The organism is Pontibacter sp. E15-1 (genome assembly GCF_022601975.1).
In the GTDB taxonomy this organism is placed as follows: Bacteria; Bacteroidota; Bacteroidia; order Cytophagales; family Hymenobacteraceae; genus Pontibacter.
In genome coordinates this window covers 1-18,222 of the sequence record NZ_JAKVIR010000037.1, presented here as the reverse complement: position 1 = coordinate 18,222, position 18,222 = coordinate 1, and the positions used below count along the sequence as shown (strand labels likewise).

At 55.0% G+C, this 18,222-nt stretch carries 17 protein-coding genes and 1 pseudogene; 15 read left to right on the top strand and 3 right to left on the bottom strand.

Annotated features, from left to right (window positions below; translation table 11 throughout):
- Positions 1 to 134: 134 nt before the first annotated feature.
- Positions 135 to 1,538 (bottom strand): mercuric reductase, encoded by a 1,404-nt coding sequence (locus MKJ04_RS20725; protein ID WP_241643808.1) that lies wholly within the window; start codon positions 1,536 to 1,538, stop codon positions 135 to 137.
- A gap of 29 nt (positions 1,539 to 1,567) precedes the next feature.
- Here MKJ04_RS20725 and MKJ04_RS20720 point away from each other — a divergent pair, with 29 nt between their 5' ends.
- Positions 1,568 to 1,711 carry a hypothetical protein gene (locus MKJ04_RS20720; protein ID WP_241643807.1) on the top strand — a complete coding sequence of 48 codons (144 nt, stop codon included), beginning with the start codon at positions 1,568 to 1,570 and terminating at the stop codon, positions 1,709 to 1,711.
- Here the strand turns inward: MKJ04_RS20720 and sucD are convergent.
- The gene (gene sucD / locus MKJ04_RS20715; protein WP_241643806.1) at positions 1,701 to 2,591 is read right to left on the bottom strand and encodes a succinate--CoA ligase subunit alpha; all 891 of its coding nucleotides are present in this window, start codon (positions 2,589 to 2,591) and stop codon (positions 1,701 to 1,703) included. The two genes, MKJ04_RS20720 and sucD, sit on opposite strands and share 11 nt — an antisense overlap.
- Before the next feature lie 308 nt (positions 2,592 to 2,899).
- Between sucD and MKJ04_RS20710 the strand changes: the two are divergent.
- Both MKJ04_RS20710 and MKJ04_RS20705 read left to right on the top strand, forming a co-directional pair.
- A pseudogene (locus MKJ04_RS20710) lies at positions 2,900 to 3,883 on the top strand (PLP-dependent cysteine synthase family protein); the annotation flags it as partial.
- 517 nt (positions 3,884 to 4,400) lie between these two features.
- Positions 4,401 to 4,841 carry a response regulator gene (locus MKJ04_RS20705; protein WP_241643805.1) on the top strand — a complete coding sequence of 147 codons (441 nt, stop codon included), beginning with the start codon at positions 4,401 to 4,403 and terminating at the stop codon, positions 4,839 to 4,841.
- Positions 4,842 to 5,211: 370 nt separating this feature from the next.
- Here MKJ04_RS20705 and ade read toward each other — a convergent pair whose 3' ends face one another.
- The gene (ade, locus tag MKJ04_RS20700; protein WP_241643804.1) at positions 5,212 to 6,846 is read right to left on the bottom strand and encodes an adenine deaminase; all 1,635 of its coding nucleotides are present in this window, start codon (positions 6,844 to 6,846) and stop codon (positions 5,212 to 5,214) included.
- Positions 6,847 to 6,951: 105 nt separating this feature from the next.
- Here ade and MKJ04_RS22820 point away from each other — a divergent pair, with 105 nt between their 5' ends.
- From MKJ04_RS22820 to MKJ04_RS20645, 12 genes are all read left to right on the top strand, one after another.
- Complete coding sequence (locus tag MKJ04_RS22820; RefSeq protein WP_262918111.1) at positions 6,952 to 7,086, top strand: hypothetical protein; 135 nt, start codon at positions 6,952 to 6,954, stop codon at positions 7,084 to 7,086.
- Positions 7,087 to 7,108: 22 nt separating this feature from the next.
- Positions 7,109 to 7,813, top strand: a complete 705-nt coding sequence (cmk, locus tag MKJ04_RS20695; protein WP_241643803.1) for a (d)CMP kinase — start codon at positions 7,109 to 7,111, stop codon at positions 7,811 to 7,813.
- Between the two features lie 12 nt (positions 7,814 to 7,825).
- A complete protein-coding gene (locus MKJ04_RS20690; RefSeq protein ID WP_241643802.1) occupies positions 7,826 to 8,716 on the top strand; it encodes a 4-hydroxy-3-methylbut-2-enyl diphosphate reductase in 891 nt (296 codons plus the stop codon).
- Positions 8,717 to 8,836: 120 nt separating this feature from the next.
- Positions 8,837 to 9,379 (top strand): DUF502 domain-containing protein, encoded by a 543-nt coding sequence (locus MKJ04_RS20685; protein WP_241643801.1) that lies wholly within the window; start codon positions 8,837 to 8,839, stop codon positions 9,377 to 9,379.
- A 170-nt stretch (positions 9,380 to 9,549) separates the two neighbouring features.
- Positions 9,550 to 10,362: an alpha/beta fold hydrolase gene (locus MKJ04_RS20680; protein WP_241643800.1), complete on the top strand. Its 813-nt coding sequence runs from the start codon at positions 9,550 to 9,552 to the stop codon at positions 10,360 to 10,362.
- 178 nt (positions 10,363 to 10,540) lie between these two features.
- Positions 10,541 to 11,740: a PQQ-dependent sugar dehydrogenase gene (locus MKJ04_RS20675; protein ID WP_241643799.1), complete on the top strand. Its 1,200-nt coding sequence runs from the start codon at positions 10,541 to 10,543 to the stop codon at positions 11,738 to 11,740.
- A gap of 179 nt (positions 11,741 to 11,919) precedes the next feature.
- The gene (locus tag MKJ04_RS20670) at positions 11,920 to 12,399 is read left to right on the top strand and encodes an ATP-dependent zinc protease (RefSeq protein ID WP_241643798.1); all 480 of its coding nucleotides are present in this window, start codon (positions 11,920 to 11,922) and stop codon (positions 12,397 to 12,399) included.
- A gap of 7 nt (positions 12,400 to 12,406) precedes the next feature.
- Complete coding sequence (gene rimK / locus MKJ04_RS20665; protein WP_241643797.1) at positions 12,407 to 13,315, top strand: 30S ribosomal protein S6--L-glutamate ligase; 909 nt, start codon at positions 12,407 to 12,409, stop codon at positions 13,313 to 13,315.
- A 6-nt stretch (positions 13,316 to 13,321) separates the two neighbouring features.
- A complete protein-coding gene (locus MKJ04_RS20660) occupies positions 13,322 to 14,263 on the top strand; it encodes a succinylglutamate desuccinylase/aspartoacylase family protein (RefSeq protein WP_241643796.1) in 942 nt (313 codons plus the stop codon).
- A gap of 200 nt (positions 14,264 to 14,463) precedes the next feature.
- On the top strand, positions 14,464 to 16,791 hold the full coding sequence (locus tag MKJ04_RS20655) for a TonB-dependent receptor (protein ID WP_241643795.1): 2,328 nt from the start codon (positions 14,464 to 14,466) through the stop codon (positions 16,789 to 16,791).
- Positions 16,792 to 16,793: 2 nt separating this feature from the next.
- Positions 16,794 to 17,846 carry a DUF4249 domain-containing protein gene (locus MKJ04_RS20650; protein ID WP_241643794.1) on the top strand — a complete coding sequence of 351 codons (1,053 nt, stop codon included), beginning with the start codon at positions 16,794 to 16,796 and terminating at the stop codon, positions 17,844 to 17,846.
- Between the two features lie 112 nt (positions 17,847 to 17,958).
- Positions 17,959 to 18,147, top strand: a complete 189-nt coding sequence (locus MKJ04_RS20645; protein WP_241643793.1) for a hypothetical protein — start codon at positions 17,959 to 17,961, stop codon at positions 18,145 to 18,147.
- The last annotated feature ends 75 nt before the right edge of the window (positions 18,148 to 18,222 follow it).

Genomic DNA, 18,222 nt, shown 5'->3' with positions numbered 1-18,222 from the left:
AATCCGGAACTTTTCCTGAAGCGGATTTCCTAATCCGCGTTGTTCCGTAAACGGGGATTAGGAAATCCCCGGCAGAAAGCATTCGGACTGGGAAGTCCGAATGAGCAGTGAGCAGCTATATCCATGTTTACCTTTTACCCGTCGCTGCTGTCCATTTTCGTGAACAGGTTGTTTAGCGCCTCGAGGTAAGTGGGGTGCGCAAACACACCTTCCTTCAGCTGCTTGTAGCTTAGCTTGCCCATCATGGCAATCTGCAGCGCCGTCATCAGTTCGCCACCCTCTGCTGCCAGTATCGCGGCCCCCAGTATCTCTTCTGTTTCCTGATTTACAAGCACCTTCATAAAGCCCTGCGTGTTACCGGTTTCGATGCCCCGCGCCACTTTAGACATGGGAATTTTGGCCACCTTGTACGGGAGCTTCTGCGCATGCGCCTCCTGTTCGGTAAGTCCCACGCGCCCCAACTGTGGCTCCGTGAAGACGCAGTAGGGTATGGGGCGTTCGTCGGTGGAGCGGTGCCTGTCGTGCAGGAAACTGTCGCGGAGGATGCGGTAATCATCGTAGGAGATGTGCGTAAACTGCGGGCCGCCTTTCACATCGCCGATGGCATATACCCCCTCCACATTTGTCCGGAGGTGCTTATCGGTTTTGATGTTCCCTTTCTTATCTGTTTCGATGCCCGCGTTGGCTAAAGTAAGCCCATCGGTATTGGCCTTCACGCCAATGGCCACCAGCAGGTGGCTCCCGCTGATTTTCTCCTCAGTGCCGTCTTTGGCTTTTACAGTGAGAGTTATACCCTCGTCTTGCTTGCTTACCTGCCGGGGTTGGGCGCTAAGCATCACCCGGATACCGTCGTTTTCCAGCATCTGCTTCATTTCGTCGGCTACGTCTTCATCCTCCCGGGTCAACAACTGGTCGCTGTGCTGCACAAGGGTCACGTTGCTGCCAAACCTCCGGAACATCTGCCCGAACTCTAGCCCGATATACCCCCCGCCCAGCACAATCAGGTGCTCGGGCACGTGCGTCAGGTTCTGGATGGTTTTGTAGTTGAGGAAGTCTATACCCTCCAGCCCGGCGAGGTCGGGCACGCGGGGCGTGGTGCCGGTGTTGATGATGATCCTGTCGGCGGTGAGGGTGTGCGTGCTGCCATCTGCTGCCGCTATCTGCAGGGTCTTCTGGCCGAGAAACGAAGCGGAGCCGCGAACCAGTTTTACGGCGGAGTTTTCGAGGCCCTGCACGTTGTTCTCCCTGGATGTCAGGACGATCTCATCCCGGCGCTGCTTCACCCGGCGCATGTCCACATGCACATCCGGCACATCCACGCCGTATTCTCCGGCCTCCCGGGCGGCATGTGCGGCATGAGCGCTCGCGATCAGGGTTTTGGTGGGGGTGCAGCCGTAGTTAACGCAGGAGCCGCCCACATGCTCCTGCTCTACAATGGCTACTTTTTCGCCTGCGCCCGCCAGATCTTTGGCGAGTGGGATTCCGCCTTGGCCCGCTCCGATAATAATGCTGTCGAAATGTTGCTGTTGTTCAGCCATATATGTTTTGTCTATACTTTTGATGAGGTATGAAAGTATTAAAGAACAACGGCGATACAGCGGAGCGGTTACAGGAAGCGGGGGAGGGGTATAAGAAAAAAGGCCACCCCGGAGGGCAGCCTTTTTGTAACGCACAGGCAATTAAGCCTGCCAGTATGGATATTATGCGTTGATGCCAGCTTCCTGAAGTGCCTTTACCATCTCGTCGCCGATTTCGGCCGGAGACTCCACCACACGGATACCGTTTTCGCGCATGATCTGCATTTTAGCGGCGGCAGTATCTTCTGCACCACCCACGATAGCGCCTGCGTGGCCCATGCGGCGACCTGCCGGGGCTGTCTGGCCAGCGATGAAACCTACCACCGGCTTTTTGTTGCCAGTCTCGCTGATGTACTTAGAGGCCATAGCCTCGTAGTTACCGCCAATCTCACCGATCATCACAATCGCATCTGTCTCCGGGTCTTCCATCAGCAGCTGCACCGCGTCTTTGGTTGGTGTGCCGATGATTGGGTCGCCGCCGATACCGATTGCCGTAGAGATGCCCAAACCAGCCTTCACGATCTGGTCAGCAGCCTCATACGTCAGGGTGCCCGACTTAGACACGATACCAATACGGCCCGGCTTGAACACGAAACCCGGCATGATGCCCACTTTCGCCTCGCCTGGCGTAATCACACCCGGGCAGTTCGGGCCGATCAGGGTGATGTCTTTTCCTTTGAGGTAGTTCTTGGCGGCCACCATGTCTTTCACCGGGATGCCCTCTGTGATAGCCACAATCACTTTGATACCAGCGTCAGCAGCTTCCATGATCGCGTCGGCGGCAAAAGCCGGGGGCACGAAGATGATCGACACATCGGCACCTGTCCGCTGCACCGCCTCTTCTACGGTGTTGTATACCGGAAGGTCCAGGTGGTTGTTGCCGCCCTTGCCTGGTGTTACGCCACCCACTACGTTAGTGCCGTACTCAATCATCTGAGATGCGTGGAAAGAACCTTCCGAGCCTGTGAAGCCCTGCACGATCACTTTAGAATCTTTATTTACTAAAACACTCATGTGTATCCTGTTTAGTTTGTGTATTGACGGTCGAACTATAAGCTTGTGCAAAAATAGGCTTTTTTATGGCCGGTGCAAAAAATAGTTGGCCCTAATCAGGAGGCTGACCCTCCCGCGCGGCGGAACAACTTGTGCCTGTGCCGCTGTTGTTTAAGGAGGGAAGCCAAGGGTCGGCAGGTTTCGCCACAACTGCCCAGGTTGCAGCTGCCCTGGTGCCCGATGGCAGGCAACCGCCGCGGCCAAAGCCCTGTGCAGCAAGCAAACCATTTAAATTATTACCTTTGCATCAACATCCAAAAAACAAGCAAATGAAGTACCTGAACCATATCACCGAGGCAATCGGCAACACCCCGCTGGTGAGACTCAATAACGTGACCAAAGGCGTAAAAGCCACCGTGCTGGCCAAGGTAGAGTACCTAAACCCGGGCAACTCGATCAAAGACCGCATGGCCATTAAAATGATAGAGGATGCGGAGGCAGCCGGTATCCTGAAGCCGGGCGGCACCATCATCGAAGGCACTTCGGGCAACACAGGCATGGGGCTGGCCCTGGTGGCCATCGCCAAAGGGTATAAGTGCATCTTCACGATGTCGGACAAGCAGAGCCAGGAGAAAATTGATATACTGAAAGCGGTGGGCGCCGAGGTGAGGGTATGCCCGACCAACGTGGCCCCGGACCACCCGGATTCTTACTACTCGGTGGCCAAGCGCCTGAACGAGGAGATCCCGAACTCGTTTTACCCGAACCAGTACGACAATATGTCGAACACGGCGGCGCACTACCAGACCACCGGCCCCGAGATTTGGGAGCAGACCGAAGGCAAGATCACGCACTTCGTGACGGGCGTGGGCACAGGGGGCACGGTATCCGGTATATCGCAATACCTGAAAGAGCAGAACCCGGACATCTTAACCGTGGGCATCGACACGTATGGCTCTGTGTTTAAGAAGTACAAGGAAACGGGCATTTTTGATGAGAAGGAGATATACCCTTACGCCACTGAGGGCATCGGCGAGGACATCCTGCCCAAGAACGTGAACTTCGACCTGATTGACGCTTTCATCAAGGTGACGGACAAGGACGGCGCCGTGATGACTAGAAGGCTGGCCAAAGAGGAAGGGCTGTTTGTGGGCTGGTCCTGCGGGTCGGCAGTGTATGGTGCCCTGGAGTATGCCCGCGAGCACAACCTGACAGAGGAAGACACACTCGTGGTGATCCTCCCAGACCACGGCTCACGCTACCTCGCCAAGCTGTATAACGACGACTGGATGCGCGCCCAGGGATATTTAGATTAATTTTTTTTCATCGTAGCGTACTCAGTACCAGACAAAAAGCCCGGGCAAGTCATTGCCCGGGCTTTTTGTCTGGTAACCTTTTTATCCCCTTTGCTCGTGTATGTGTATAGGGGGTGTGCTACACACATTTCAGAAAATGTTCTATTAAGCCTAAAAGCCCATTGTATCCGGGTTACCGGGCAGTTTATGGCCGGGCCTTCGGATGAGGCTATATTACAATATTGAGGAGGTTGCCCCACATGCAGATAGAGACCCATTTGCGTTTGCATTGTATATCTATTTTTTGATATAAATTATTCTGCTATATATTGGTGAATATTATATACTTTTGTATCCTGCAACGCATTGGTACGACAGGCCGAAACATACCTGAGTGCAACTTATCCCTGCCAGAAGCATGAAAGCACAAAGCAGATAAATTATTAACGATCAACCGTTTCATACAGGTGAAGCTGATCGGCGATTTGCCGGCTGTGCAACCCTAGTGCCTTGGATTAAGATTAGAGATTTTAAAATGAAGAAGCTAACAGGTGTCTTACTGATTGACGACGACGATACGACCAATTTCCTAAACCAGCGCTTGCTCGACAGGATGAAGGTAACAGATCATGTGCGCACGTTTGTGAATGGTAAGCAGGCGTTCGATTATCTGTATAATGTTAGCAATAACAACTATGAGGTAGATAATCAGGACTATTTTAAGCCAGAGCTTATTTTCCTGGACATTAACATGCCGGTGATGGACGGGTTTGAGATGCTGGACCTATACGAGCGCCTGGATGCTGACTTCCGTAAGAACATCATCATGGCCGTGCTGACCACCTCCACCCATCAGCAGGATACTGCCAACTCGAAAAAGTACAAGGCAGAGTATCTGACCAAGCCCCTGACCATCGAAAAGGTGAACGCCCTGCTCGAGAAGCACCAGGCTACCCAGGACGAAAACAAAGGATAAATCATACCCACTTCTATACAGAACAGGCCCTGCAACATGTTGCAGGGCCTGTTCTGTATGCGGCTATACCTAAACTCAACGTTAACTCGGCAATATAGCAGTTGGCTCAAACTCAAAACGACTTGTTTTCATAGCTTGCTTTGCGCTCCACGCCCGCTGGGGCGCGTTTTCCCGCTCGGCACTGTGTAGTTGAAGCTGCCTTCGCTCTGCTCAGGCTGCCTCACTTCGTTCGGCACCGCAACACCTACAAGGTGCCTCCCGGAAAAACTGGGAATTATTTTGCCTTGTTCTGACAGTAGGATATTCCTATGGCTAGAGACTTCATTTTGGAGTTATTTAAACTACAGTAATTCCAGAGTTCACGTTAAACTCATTCAGTTACTGGCACGAACGCAAACGTGTCGCCGTTGAAGAGGCCTTTGTCGCTGAGCTTGAGCGAGGGGATAACCAGTAGCGCCATAAACGAGAGCGTCATGAAAGGGGAGGCCAGCGTGCTGCCCATCTGCTTGCTCATCCGGTCTATCGCCGCATATTTATCCGCAACGGCATACCCGTCCTCCGCCGACATGATGCCCGCCACTGGCAGCGGCAGCAGTTCCTCTCTCCCCAGGCCCACGGCCGCCACGCCGCCTTTCGACTGGATGATCAGGTTCACGGCTCTGGCAATGCTCTCATCGTCTACACCCGCCGCGATAATGTTATGCGAGTCGTGGCCTACGGAGGAGGCGATAGCGCCTTCCTTCAGGCCCACGTTCTTGATAAAAGCCACAGCCGGGAGCGCGTTCTCATATCGGTTTACCACGGCCAGCTTCAGCACGTCCTGCGCCACGTCTGCCTCAATAAAGCCATTCTCGATTTTCGCATCGGCCCATACCTCTTTGGTGATCAGCTGCCCGTCAAAGGCCTCGATCACGCGCACGCGGGTGGCATCGGCGGCGGCTACCTTAAACTGCTCGGCGGCTTTCTCGTCGGTATCGAAGTTGTTGATGATCTCGCTCTGGGTATACCCGATTTTAGACGTGCCGCGCTCGGCCACCAGCTGCCCATTGATGTAGGTAGCCAGCACGTTAAAGTCATCCAGGGTATCCACCAGTATAAAATCGGCGGCATCGCCTTCGCGCAGTAGGCCCACCTCCAGCTTATAATGCTCCACGGGGTTAACGCAGGCCGCCTGCAGTACATGGAACAGGTCGTTGCCCTTGGCCAGCGCCCGTTTTACCAGCAGGTTGATGTGGCCTTCCACGAGGTTATCGGGGTGCTTGTCGTCGGAGCAGAACATGATGCTGCGGTAGTGTTGGGGCAGCAGCGGGATAAGGGCCTCGAAGTTTTTGGCGGCGCTGCCCTCCCGGATCAGGATCTTCATCCCGACGGCCAGCTTGTCCAGGGCTTCGTCTGCCGTGAAGCACTCGTGGTCGGTGGTAATGCCGGCCGCCGCGTACTGCTTTGCCTGCTCGCCGCGCAGGCCGGGGGCGTGGCCGTCCACGGCTTTGCCGTATTTTCTGGCCAGCGCGATCTTCTCCATCACCACCGGGTCACGGTGCAGGGTGCCGGGCCAGTTCATCATCTCGGCCAGGTACTTTATCTCGTCGCGCTGAAAAAGCCGCTCGATGTCGGCGGCTGTTATCTCGGCGCCGGCCGTCTCGAAGGGGGTGGCCGGAACACAGGACGGAGCGCCGAAGTAGAATTTGAACGGCACCTTCCTGCCGTTTTCCACCATATACTCCACGCCCTTTATCCCGAGCACGTTCCCAATCTCGTGTGGGTCCGAGACGGTGGCCACGGTGCCGTGCGGCACCGCCAGGCGTGCAAACTCGGAGGGCACCAGCATCGAGCTCTCGATGTGCACGTGGGCATCCACAAAACCCGGTAAAATATAATGGGTGGCCTCGGTGGCCTCACGAACTATTTTAGAAATGCGGCCGTTTGACACATGAACCGTGCCCGGGTATATCTCCTGGGTGTGTACGCTAACGATGCGCCCGCTCAAGGTATAATCTGTCTGCATGCGAACAGGGGGTATGATTTGAAAATTGCCTTTTTTAGGCGAAAAACGGTAAATTACTTTATATTTGCATTAAATTCAGTTGTTTTGAGAAAGATAATTACATATATGATTTTAGCGGGATTTCTGGCGACGGGCACCCTGGCAGGCTGTACCGCTAAAACACCGCAGCAAAAAAAGACCGCCTCTCTCAAACGCAAAAGCAAGCGCGGCAACCTGCCCTGCCCCTGCGACTCAAATTAAAATACGCCTCTAGTTTCTCTTTATGAAGAAAATCGTAATCGCACTCGACGGGTACTCTTCCTGCGGTAAAAGTACAACTGCAAAGCTTGTTGCCTCCGAACTTGGTTATGCTTATATAGACACCGGTGCCATGTACCGCGCCGTTACCCTGTACTTCCTCGAGCACCACGTGTCGCTCACTAACCCCAAGGAGATCCGGGACGCCCTCGGGCACATCGAGGTGGAGTTTCACCATAACCCGAAGACCAGCCGGAACGAGGTTTTCCTGAACGGCCTGAACGTGGAGGACGAGATACGCAAGATGTACATCTCCAACCAGGTGAGCGAGGTGAGCGTGGTGCCCGAGGTACGGCATGCCATGGTGGCGCAGCAGCAGAAGATGGGCCGCAAGCGCGGCGTGGTGATGGACGGCCGCGACATCGGCACAGCCGTGTTCCCCGACGCGGAGGTGAAGATCTTCATGACCGCCGACGTGGATACCCGCGCCAGGCGCCGCCAGGATGAGCTGCTGGAGAAGAAGCAGCTGGTAAACCTGGATGAGATAAAAGAGAACCTGCAGAAGCGCGACCACATCGACTCCACCCGCCAGGAGAGTCCCCTGCGCCGCGCCGAAGACGCGCACCTGCTGGACACCTCGCACATGACCATAGACGAGCAGGTGGAGTTTGTGCTGGAGAAGGCGGCATCCCATATACTGAGTAACCAAATGGCTTTAGAACAAAACTGAGCGCGCAAGCACATGAAGGTAAGCATAGACAAGAATTCCGGCTACTGTTTTGGGGTAGAGTTTGCGATACAGATGGCCGAGGACGAGATGGAAAACGGGGAAGAGCTCTTTTGCCTGGGTGACATTGTGCACAACAGCATGGAAGTGCAGCGCCTCCATCGCAAGGGCCTCCGCATCATCGACCGGGAGCAGCTACAGGAGCTCCGCGACTGCAAAGTGCTCATTCGGGCGCACGGCGAGCCCCCCGAGACTTATAAGCTGGCGCTGGAGAACAACATTGAGCTCATCGACGCCTCGTGCCCGGTGGTGCTCAAGCTGCAGAACCGCGTGAAGCACGCCTTCGACAGCGGGAAGGCCGCCAATGCCCAGATCGTGCTGTATGGCCAGGTGGGGCATGCCGAGGTGATCGGGCTGGCGGGCCAGACCGGCGACGAGGCCATTATCGTGACCACGGAGGAAGACCTGAGCAAGATCGACTTCACCCGCCCGGTTACCCTCTTCAGCCAGACCACCAAAAGCACCAAGGGATTTTACCATATCAAGGGCCTGATAGAGGAGCGCCTCCGGCAGGCAAACCAGGACAGCACCCAGCCCCTGTTCGACGCCAACGACAGCATTTGCCGGCAGGTGTCGAACCGCGAGCCGCAACTGGCCCGGTTCTCGACAGAGCACGATGTGATCGTGTTTGTGAGCGGCAAGAAAAGCTCGAACGGAAAAGCCCTGTATAGCGTATGCAAGCAGCACAACCCCAACAGCTATTTCGTGGAGAATGAAGACGAACTGGAGGAAGCCTGGTTTGCCCAAGCGGAAAGTGTGGGGATCTGCGGCGCCACGTCTACGCCCATGTGGCTGATGGAGCAGGTGGCAGGCAGCATCGCGGCCATAGAAGGAGCAGCGGTATAAAAACATTAACAAGAATCTATATTGGTATTTTCGCTACATTTAGGCCTTGCTTCGGCAGGGCCTTTTTTGTAAGCAAAACTGCGTTATCCGTTTCTTTCGCCAGGTTCAGAATTTAGTCTAATGAAAAGATTTATCCGGTATTTTATCAATGGGCTGCTGATAATCGCCCCTATTGCCATCACGGTTTTTATCGTAGTGGGCATCATCGACTGGCTGGATAGTATGTTTGACCTGGGTGTGCCGGGCCTGGGCCTGCTGCTGATGGTGGTGCTGCTTACCGTGGTAGGCTTCATCGGCTCCTCCTTCTTCGTGAAGCCGTTTCTGGTGGCCACAGAGCGCATCCTGCACAAGGTGCCGCTCATCAGCATCATCTACTCCAGTATAAAAGACCTGTTTGATGCCTTTGTGGGAGACAACCAGAAGTTTAACCAGCCCGTGATGGTGAAGATGACAGAGGACACTGAAAACCACAAACTCGGCTTCGTTACCCAGGACTCGCTGCAGAGCATCAACATCGAGGATAAGGTGGCCGTGTACTTTCCGCACTCCTATAACTTCTCCGGAGAGCTTTTTCTGGTGCCCAAGCGCAATATCGTTTACCTGGACGCCCCAAGCAGCGAGGTGATGAAGTTCATCGTGTCAGGCGGGGTGTCGAAGCTTTAATGGTTGATTGTTAGTTGTTAATTGCTAATTGGTTGCATGGTTGTTCGCAACGGGTTTGCAGGGTATAAATGGGGGATATAGAATCTCGAGAGGCAACTATTCCCGCATCTAACGATTATACCTAAATCAATAAACAATTAGTAACCATCAATCATCAATCAACATCCAACTTGCCATTCGTCCTCAAAGATAAGTCGAAGCTATACTACCGCGTGATCGGGCAGGGGAGCCGCGCCCTGGTTGCCTTTCATGGGTATGGGCAGAGCAGCGCCTATTACGAGCCCATGGCGCGGGCACTCGGGCACGACTATACCATCTACGCCTTCGACCTTTTCTTCCACGGGCAGAGCCACTTGGACAAGCATGGCATGCCGCTCGCAAAAGAACTGCTGCAGGAGATGATCGAGCACTTCCTGGAGAAGCAGCAACTGGAGCGCTTCTCGCTGATGGGGTTCAGCATGGGCGGCAAGTTTGCCCTGACGCTGGTTGAGCGCATGCCCGGGCGCATCGACGAGCTTTTCCTGATCGCGCCCGACGGCATCAAGACAAGCTTCTGGTATAACATTGCCACATACCCCGGCTGGCTGCAACAGCTCTTCAAGCGCACCGTGGTGAAGCCTGCGCTTTTCTTTGGGCTGCTGCGTATGCTCGACAGGTATAACATGGTCCACAAAAGTCTGCTGCGCTTTGCCCACTACCAAATGGACAGCACCCCGAAACGGCTGCGCGTGTACCGCAGTTGGGTGGGGTTCCGGGAGCTGAACTTCGACATCCGGAAAATTGTGCGGCTGCTGAACGGGCATGGGGTGGAGGTGACCATGTTTCTGGGGGAGTATGACGAGGTAATCTCACCGAAGCGGGTAGGGGTGTTTGTGGATGCGCTGGAGAAAGGCGAGCTGATTGTTCTGAAAGCCGGTCACTCATACCTGCTGCAGGATGTGGCCGAACTGCTGCACCAAAAACACCGTCCCGGGAAAAGATAACCGTCAGATAATATGGCAGTTAGCGATTTTCCCGGACTGGTATGGACGCGCCTGCCCCAAAACATTGTGCCTGCATCAGAGTATACCTATCTTTTCGAAGTACTTCGTGGCTATTCCAGTTGCTAGTTATCGCCAGTATGCGCAACTTTGGCCCATTAACCTTAACAAACCGCTACCAATGAAAAAACCAATACGCTTCGCACTCGCTGTTCTGGCAAGTGCCACGCTGGGTATGGGCTGCTCTTCTGAGAGCTCCTCCGGCGACACGGCCAAAACAGGGCAGACCGAAAACGAGCAAGCCGCCGAAGACACAGAAATCAGTTTCCCGACCGGCCCAATCGACAAAGACCTGGAAAGAATAACGCTGCCGGACGGTTTCCGGATTGACTACTATGCCAAAGACGTAGACAACGCCCGTTCCATGGCGCTGAGCGAGTCCGGCATCCTGTTCGTGGGTACCCGCGAGGAAGACAAGGTATACGCCATCGTGGATGAGAACAAAGACGGAAAGGCCGACGAAGTGGTGGTGGTGGCCTCAGGGCTGACCATGCCCAACGGCGTGGCCGTCCGGAACGGAAGTCTCTATGTGGCAGAGGTAAACCGCGTGATCCGGTTCGATAACATCGAGCAGACGTTCCGGAACCAGCCCAAGTATGAAGTGGTGAACGACCAGTTTCCGAGCGATACGCACCACGGCTGGAAGTACATCGCCTTTGGCCCCGACGATAAGTTATACGTGCCGGTGGGCGCGCCCTGCAACATCTGCAAGTCAGAGAAACCGATCTACGCCACCATCACGCGCATGAACCCGGACGGATCGAACATGGAGATATACGCCGAGGGGGTGCGCAACACTGTGGGCTTCGACTGGCACCCCGAAACCAAGGACCTGTACTTCACCGACAACGGCCGCGACCTTTTGGGCGACGACACACCGCCCGACGAGTTGAACCGCGCCACCAAAAAGGGCGAGCACTTTGGCTACCCTTATTGCCATGCCGGCGATGTGGCCGACCCGGAGTTCGGGAAAATGCGCGACTGCAGCGAGTTTGTGAAACCCGTACAGAAGCTGCACCCGCACGGCGGCACACTGGGTATGAAGTTTTATACCGGCAAGATGTTCCCCGCCAAGTACAGGAACCAGATTTTTATGGCCCAGCACGGCTCATGGAACCGCACCGAGAAGATCGGCTACAGCCTCGCCACCGTGACCACCGACGCCAACGGCAACACCACGCACGCCCCCTTTGCCGAGGGCTGGCTGCAAGGCCAGGAGGATTGGGGCCGCCCCGTGGATGTGCTCCTGATGCCGGACGGCTCCATGCTGGTGTCCGACGACAAGAACGACGCCATCTACCGGATCACCTACCGCAAATAGAATTTTAATGGAATTACAATTGAATTACGAATTACGAGTTCCGAATTACGAATGGGGGGTATGATTCCGGACGTAGGCAATTTTAAGTCGCGGCGCAAGCTGCTAATCAGTATGCTGGCTGCTCCATTCCTGCAGGCAAAGCACAATTCGGAATTAGTAATTCGTAATTCGTAATTAATATGCGCGTGAGAAAGCAAAAAAGTCCGAAGCCAGAGAAGCATACCATCGGAAGGCGCGAACTAGTGTCGTTGCCCGAACTGGGGATTGAGGAGATTGAGGCCAAGATCGACACGGGCGCGTATACCTCCGCCATCCATTGCTCCAACATACACGAGGAAACGCTGCCTGACGGGAGCAAACTGATCGCGCTGGATTTGCTGGACCCCTCGCATCCGCAGTATAACCACAAGAAGCTGGAATTCAGGGAGTATGAGCTTCGCGAAATCAAAAGCTCTTTTGGGGAGGTGCAGGAGCGCTATGTCATCCGCACCAAAATCAAGTTCTTCGAGGAGGAGATCGAGGCAGAGTTCTCGCTCTCCGACCGCAGCGACATGAAGTACCCGGTGCTGATTGGCCGCAAGCTGCTCAAGAACAGGTTCGTGGTGGATGTGGCCCGAAAAAACATCGCCCGCAAATCAAATATAAAACACAAACAATAAGGCATTTATGAAGATTGCTATTCTCTCCCGCAACACTAAACTGTACTCGACCTCACGGCTGGTAGAGGCGGCACAACAGCGGGGGCACGAGGTCGTGGTACTCGACCACTTGCGCTGCGACCTCGTGATGGAGCAGGGCGACCCCCACATCCTGTACAAAGGGGAACGCCTGACAGACATTGACGTGGTTATACCGCGCATAGGTGCTTCCGTCACGTTTTATGGGGCCGCCGTGGTGCGCCAGTTCCAGATGATGAAGGCCAAAAGCGCCGTCAGCTCCCAAGCCATCCTCCGCTCCCGCGACAAGCTGCGCAGCCTCCAGATCCTGTCGCGCGCCGGGCTGGGCATGCCCAAGACAGCCTTCACCAATTACTCCAAGCAAACGGCGGAGCTGGTGAAAGAAGTGGGCGGCGCGCCGCTGGTGATCAAGCTGCTGGAAGGCACGCAGGGGCTGGGCGTAGTGCTGGCCGAAACCAAGAAAGCGGCCGAGTCGGTGATCGAGGCGTTCCATAACCTGAAGGCCCGCATTATTGTGCAGGAGTTTATCAAGGAAGCCGGCGGCGCCGACATCCGCGCCTTTGTGGTGAACGGCGAAGTGGTGGGGGCCATGAAGCGGCAGGGCAAGGAGGGCGAGTTCCGCTCTAACCTGCACCGTGGCGGCAACGCCTCCCTGATCAAGCTGTCGCGCAAGGAGAAAGCCGCCGCGCTGCTGGCCGCCAAATCCCTGGGCCTCGACATTGCCGGCGTAGACATGCTGCAGTCGGAGCGCGGCCCGCTGATCCTGGAGGTGAACTCCTCGCCGGGACTGGAGGGGATCGAAAAAGCCACGCAGACAGACATCGCCAGCAAGATTATCGAGTATACCGAGAAGCTGGCGCAGAAAAGGCCCATCAAAGGAAAAGGAGTAGAAGAGTAAGAACGAATGCCAGAAACCATTGTAATTAACGGCAGAAGCATAGACCGGGGCGAGAAGGTGCTCACCAAACTGGCGATCAGCAAATTGCCGAGCGGCACCGTGATCGAGATTCCGATCTACGTGTTCCGGTCGGTGCACGACGGACCGGTGGTGCTGCTGATGGCCGGCATGCACGGCGACGAGGTAAACGGCACCGAGATCATCCGGCGCATGCTCAGCAAGAAAATGCTATACCCCCTGAAGGGGACCATCATCGCGGTGCCTGTGCTGAACATATACGGTTTCCTGAACTTCTCCAGGGAGGTGCCTGACGGCAAAGACGTGAACCGCAGCTTTCCGGGCCACCGCGACGGCTCGCTGGCCAGCCGCGTGGCGCACCGCTTCATGAAGGAGGTGATCCCATACATAGATTACGGCCTCGATTTCCATACCGGGGGCTCCAGTCGCGCCAACTACCCCCAGATCCGGTGTGTGCTGGCCGATTACCAGAACGAGGAAATGGCCAAGGCCTTCGGCGCGCCCTTCATCATGAACTCACCGTATCGGCAGGGGTCGCTTCGCAAGGAGGCCGCCAAGCTGGGCAAGTCCATACTGGTGTATGAAACAGGGGAGGCGCTGCGGTTTGATGAAAAGGGTATAAATGTCGGGATAGAGGGCACCTGCCGCGTGCTGCATTTTCTGGGGATGCTGCCCACCCATACCCCGCCCCATGAGCAAAGCATCGTCTGCCTGAAGGACAGCTGGATCAGGGCCAGAAACGCGGGACTCTGGCGAAGCCACGTCAGGCTGGGCGAGTTCATCAAGAAAAACCAGAACATCGGCAGCATCACAGACCCCTACGGCGAGATGGAAGTGCAGCTGACCGCCCATGTGGGGGGCTACGTGGTCGGCCTCAACAACATGCCCGTGATTAACCAGGGCGACGCGCTGTTGCACCTAGCGTTCTAAGCGCACCGCGTATACCATTATACCATTATTGCAGGCGGCTGCCCCATAAGGGCAGCCGCCTGTGTTTAAGTAGAAGTATCGAAATATTTTTATATTAATAGTTGAATTATTCTGTGGAGATATAGTATATTGGTTCCGTAAAGAACTACCGCCGCCATCACCACATGAAATAAACTTATACGAACAGCCTGCCCAAGGGCATGCTTTGCCTGCTATTGCTGTGCCTTGGCTCCGCCGCCTTTGGCCAGCGCCATACCGTAAGCGGCTACGTCCGCGATGCCCAGACGGGCGAAAACCTGATTGGCGCGGCGGTGTTTGACACCCGCTCCGGCCAGGGCACCACCACCAACAGCTACGGCTTTTATAGCCTCTCCTTCTCCAGCGCCGACTCCGCCTTTATCGTGGCCTCCTATATAGGCTATCAGCGGGTAAGCCATGCGGTAAAGCTGACCGGCGATGTGCAGCATGACTATCTGCTGCGCGCCAGCACGAGCCTGGCCACAGTGGAGGTAGTGGCCGCCAAGGAAGAGAAGATACAGGAAACCACCCGCATGAGCACTGTCTCGGTGCCGATTGAGCAGCTGAAAGCGGTGCCGGCCCTGCTGGGCGAGGTCGACGTGATCAAGACGCTGCAGCTGCTGCCGGGCGTGCAGTCGGGCACGGAGGGGGCCAGCGGCATGTATGTGCGCGGCGGAGGCCCGGATCAGAACCTGATCCTGATGGATGGGGCTCCGGTGTATAACGGCACCCACCTGTTCGGCTTTTTCTCGGTGTTCAATGCCGATGCGCTCAACCACATCGAGCTGGTGAAAGGCGGCTTTCCGGCCCGCTACGGCGGCAGGCTCTCCTCGGTGCTGGACATCAGCATGAAAGAGGGCAACATGAAAGAGTTTCACGGAGAGGGATCGATTGGGCTCATTGCCTCCAAGCTGACGCTGGAGGGGCCCATCAAAAAGGACACGGCTTCTTTCATTATTTCGGCCCGGCGCACCTACCTCGATGCCCTGGCGAGGCCCTTCATGGACAAGGAAAAGGGTGTGGTTGGCTACTTCTTCCACGATTTCAATGCCAAGCTGAACTACCGGATTACCTCCAAAGACCGCCTGTACCTGAGCGGCTACACCGGCCTCGACAAGTTTCACTCACGCTTAGAAAGCACCTATAGCTATGGGAGTGAAGAAGGCTATCGCGATGAGAAGGCAGGTTTGGATTGGGGGAACAACATGCTGAGCCTGCGCTGGAACCGCATCCTCAACAACCGCCTGTTCCTGAACACCACCGCCACCTACAGCCGCTATCAGTTTGATATCAGTATTCACAATGAAAGCGGGAACACCTACAATGGTGAACAAACCCACAGGACCAATACCAGCCTTTTGTATTTGTCCAACATCCGGGATTTCAGCCTGAAAACGGACTTTGACTACCTGCCGAACCCCAACCACTACATCCGCTTCGGCACGCAAGCCACGCAGCACCAGTTTAGGCCGGGAGCGGTGCAGTATACCGACGAAGTGGGTGACGATGCGTTGAGCGACCTGAACATCGGCTCCAAAAAAACTGCTCTGGAAAGTGCTGTATATATGGAGGATGATGTGCGCCTGACGGACAAGCTGAAGGTAAACGCGGGGCTGCGGCTCAACAGTTTTTTTGTGGATGGAGAGTCCTACCTGTCGCTGGAGCCGCGGGTGGCGGCGCGCTACCTCCTGAACGGCCAGTTGGCGCTGAAAGCGTCTTATGCCAAAACCAGCCAGTTTATTCACCTGCTCACCAACAGCGGCATCGGCCTGCCCACCGATCTGTGGGTGCCTGCCACCAAAATAGTGCAGCCGCAGCGCGCCAGTCAGGTGGCGATTGGCGCGGCGCAAACCCTGCTGGGCGGGCAGTACGAGGTGAGTGTGGAAGGTTACTACAAAACCATGAAGGGCATCATCGAATACAAAGAGGGCGCTGACTTTACCTCCACCACCAGCAGCAACTGGGAAACAAAAGTGGCGGCCGGCAAAGGATGGGCCTATGGTGCTGAGTTCTTTCTGCAGAAGAAGGTTGGCAACACCAGCGGGTGGGTAGGCTATACCCTCTCATGGGCCGACAGGCAGTTTGCAGAACTGAATTACGGAGAGAAGTTCCCGTACCGCTACGACCGCCGCCACGATATCTCAGTAGTGCTGTTCCACAAGTTGCCGCGCAACTGGAACTTCTCCTCTACCTGGGTATATGGCACCGGCAACGCCGTTACCTTGTCTGAGTCGCGCTATGCCATTGGCAACTACGGTATGGTGGACAACTACAGCTCCCGCAACGATTACCGGATGCGCGCCTATCACCGCCTGGATTTAGGTTTCAGCAAAACAAAGGAGAAGCGCTGGGGGCAGGTCGTGAACACCATCAGCGTGTACAATGCCTACAGCCGCCAGAACCCGTTTTACATGTATTACGGCCGGGGCCGCGACAGCAATAAAAACACGTACCGCCAGGTGGCCTTGTTCCCGATTATTCCTTCTTTCTCCAAAAGCTTTAAATTTTAGGTATGGGCAAGTATAGTTTAAAATCGACTTTGCTGTTTGGGCTGCTGGTGAGTCTTTTGGGATGTGAGATGGAGCAGGATGTTCCCATTCCGGCGCATGAGCCAAGGCTGTCGCTCCGGCTGTCATTAATCAACCTCACCCCAGATACCCTCCTATACATAAGCACCCGAGAATCCCAGCTTTTTGTGGGCAGAAGCCAGGGGGTGCTGGAGGATTCGGAAGAGTTGTTAGCCATACCCGATGCCCAGGTAGAACTGTTTGACGAGGCGGGGCAGTTGGTAGAAATTTATACCCACACCGGCAAGAGCTACTTTGGAGGCGGCAGTTATTACTGGTCGGATAGCACAGGAAACTACTCTCCGGGAGCCTATCATTATCCACCCGCTCCCGGCTTTTACGAAGCTACGAAAGGCTTTGTGCCTGCGCCGGGAGCAAGGTATACCATACGTGCCAGTGCCCCGGGTTACAAACCGATAGAGGCAACCACTACCGTTCCTCTGGAAGCAGCTGTGTCAGGAGTAGCCTTCGATGGCCAGCGGGGAGAATATGGATGGGAAATACAGGGGAACATCCGGCTAACCATACATGACAAGGCAGGAGAGCAGAATTACTACCGGGTCAGGATTTACCCGGTGGATAGTACCTACAGCCGTGCCGGGTTTTCTGAAGCAAGAACCGTTGAGGATGATATAAATTTCGACAGAGACGAAAAGCTGCGGTTAGGGGAGGTTTTCAGTGATGAGTCCTACACCTCCGGCGCCATAGGCTTCAGCTCCAAGATATCGGTGACCCCCGAGGCCTTCGAATATAACAACAACAACAACAACAACAACAACAACGGAAACCAGAAGCAGGGGCGAAAAGCAAAGTACCTGGAAGTGCAGGTAGAGCAGCTATCCAAAGAGGAATACCTGTTTAATAAAACGCTGGAAGCGCAGTGGCTTACTGAGGATAACCCCTTTGCAGAGTATGCGCAGGTATATAGTAACGTGAGCGGAGGCTACGGTGTGCTGAGCGGTGTAACAGTATCAAAATTTTACGTACCCTTGGAATAGGCGCATAGCAGAAAATTGAATTTTTGCGGAGGCTTCTATAAAGGGCGTGAGAAGATAATTGATTAGTAGTATACTATTTTGGATAAGCTAAATTTAGGGTATGCAGCGTTTCATGAGCAAGTACAGAAATTGGGTGTTGCCCGCCTTTGCCTGCTTGGCGATGGGTTTCCAGTGTGAGGAAGATTACCCGGAGCCCGAATACAGCCACATTTTTCAGGAGGCACTCAGCCTGACGCCCTACAAAAAGGCCTATGCAGTGGGGGATACCCTTTGGGTAGGCACCAATATCCAGGGCAAATGAGGCTGTAAAATGAACTGTGTCAAAGGATTAGGAGTACTACCTTTAACACAGCAGACATGGAAGAGAAAAACCAAC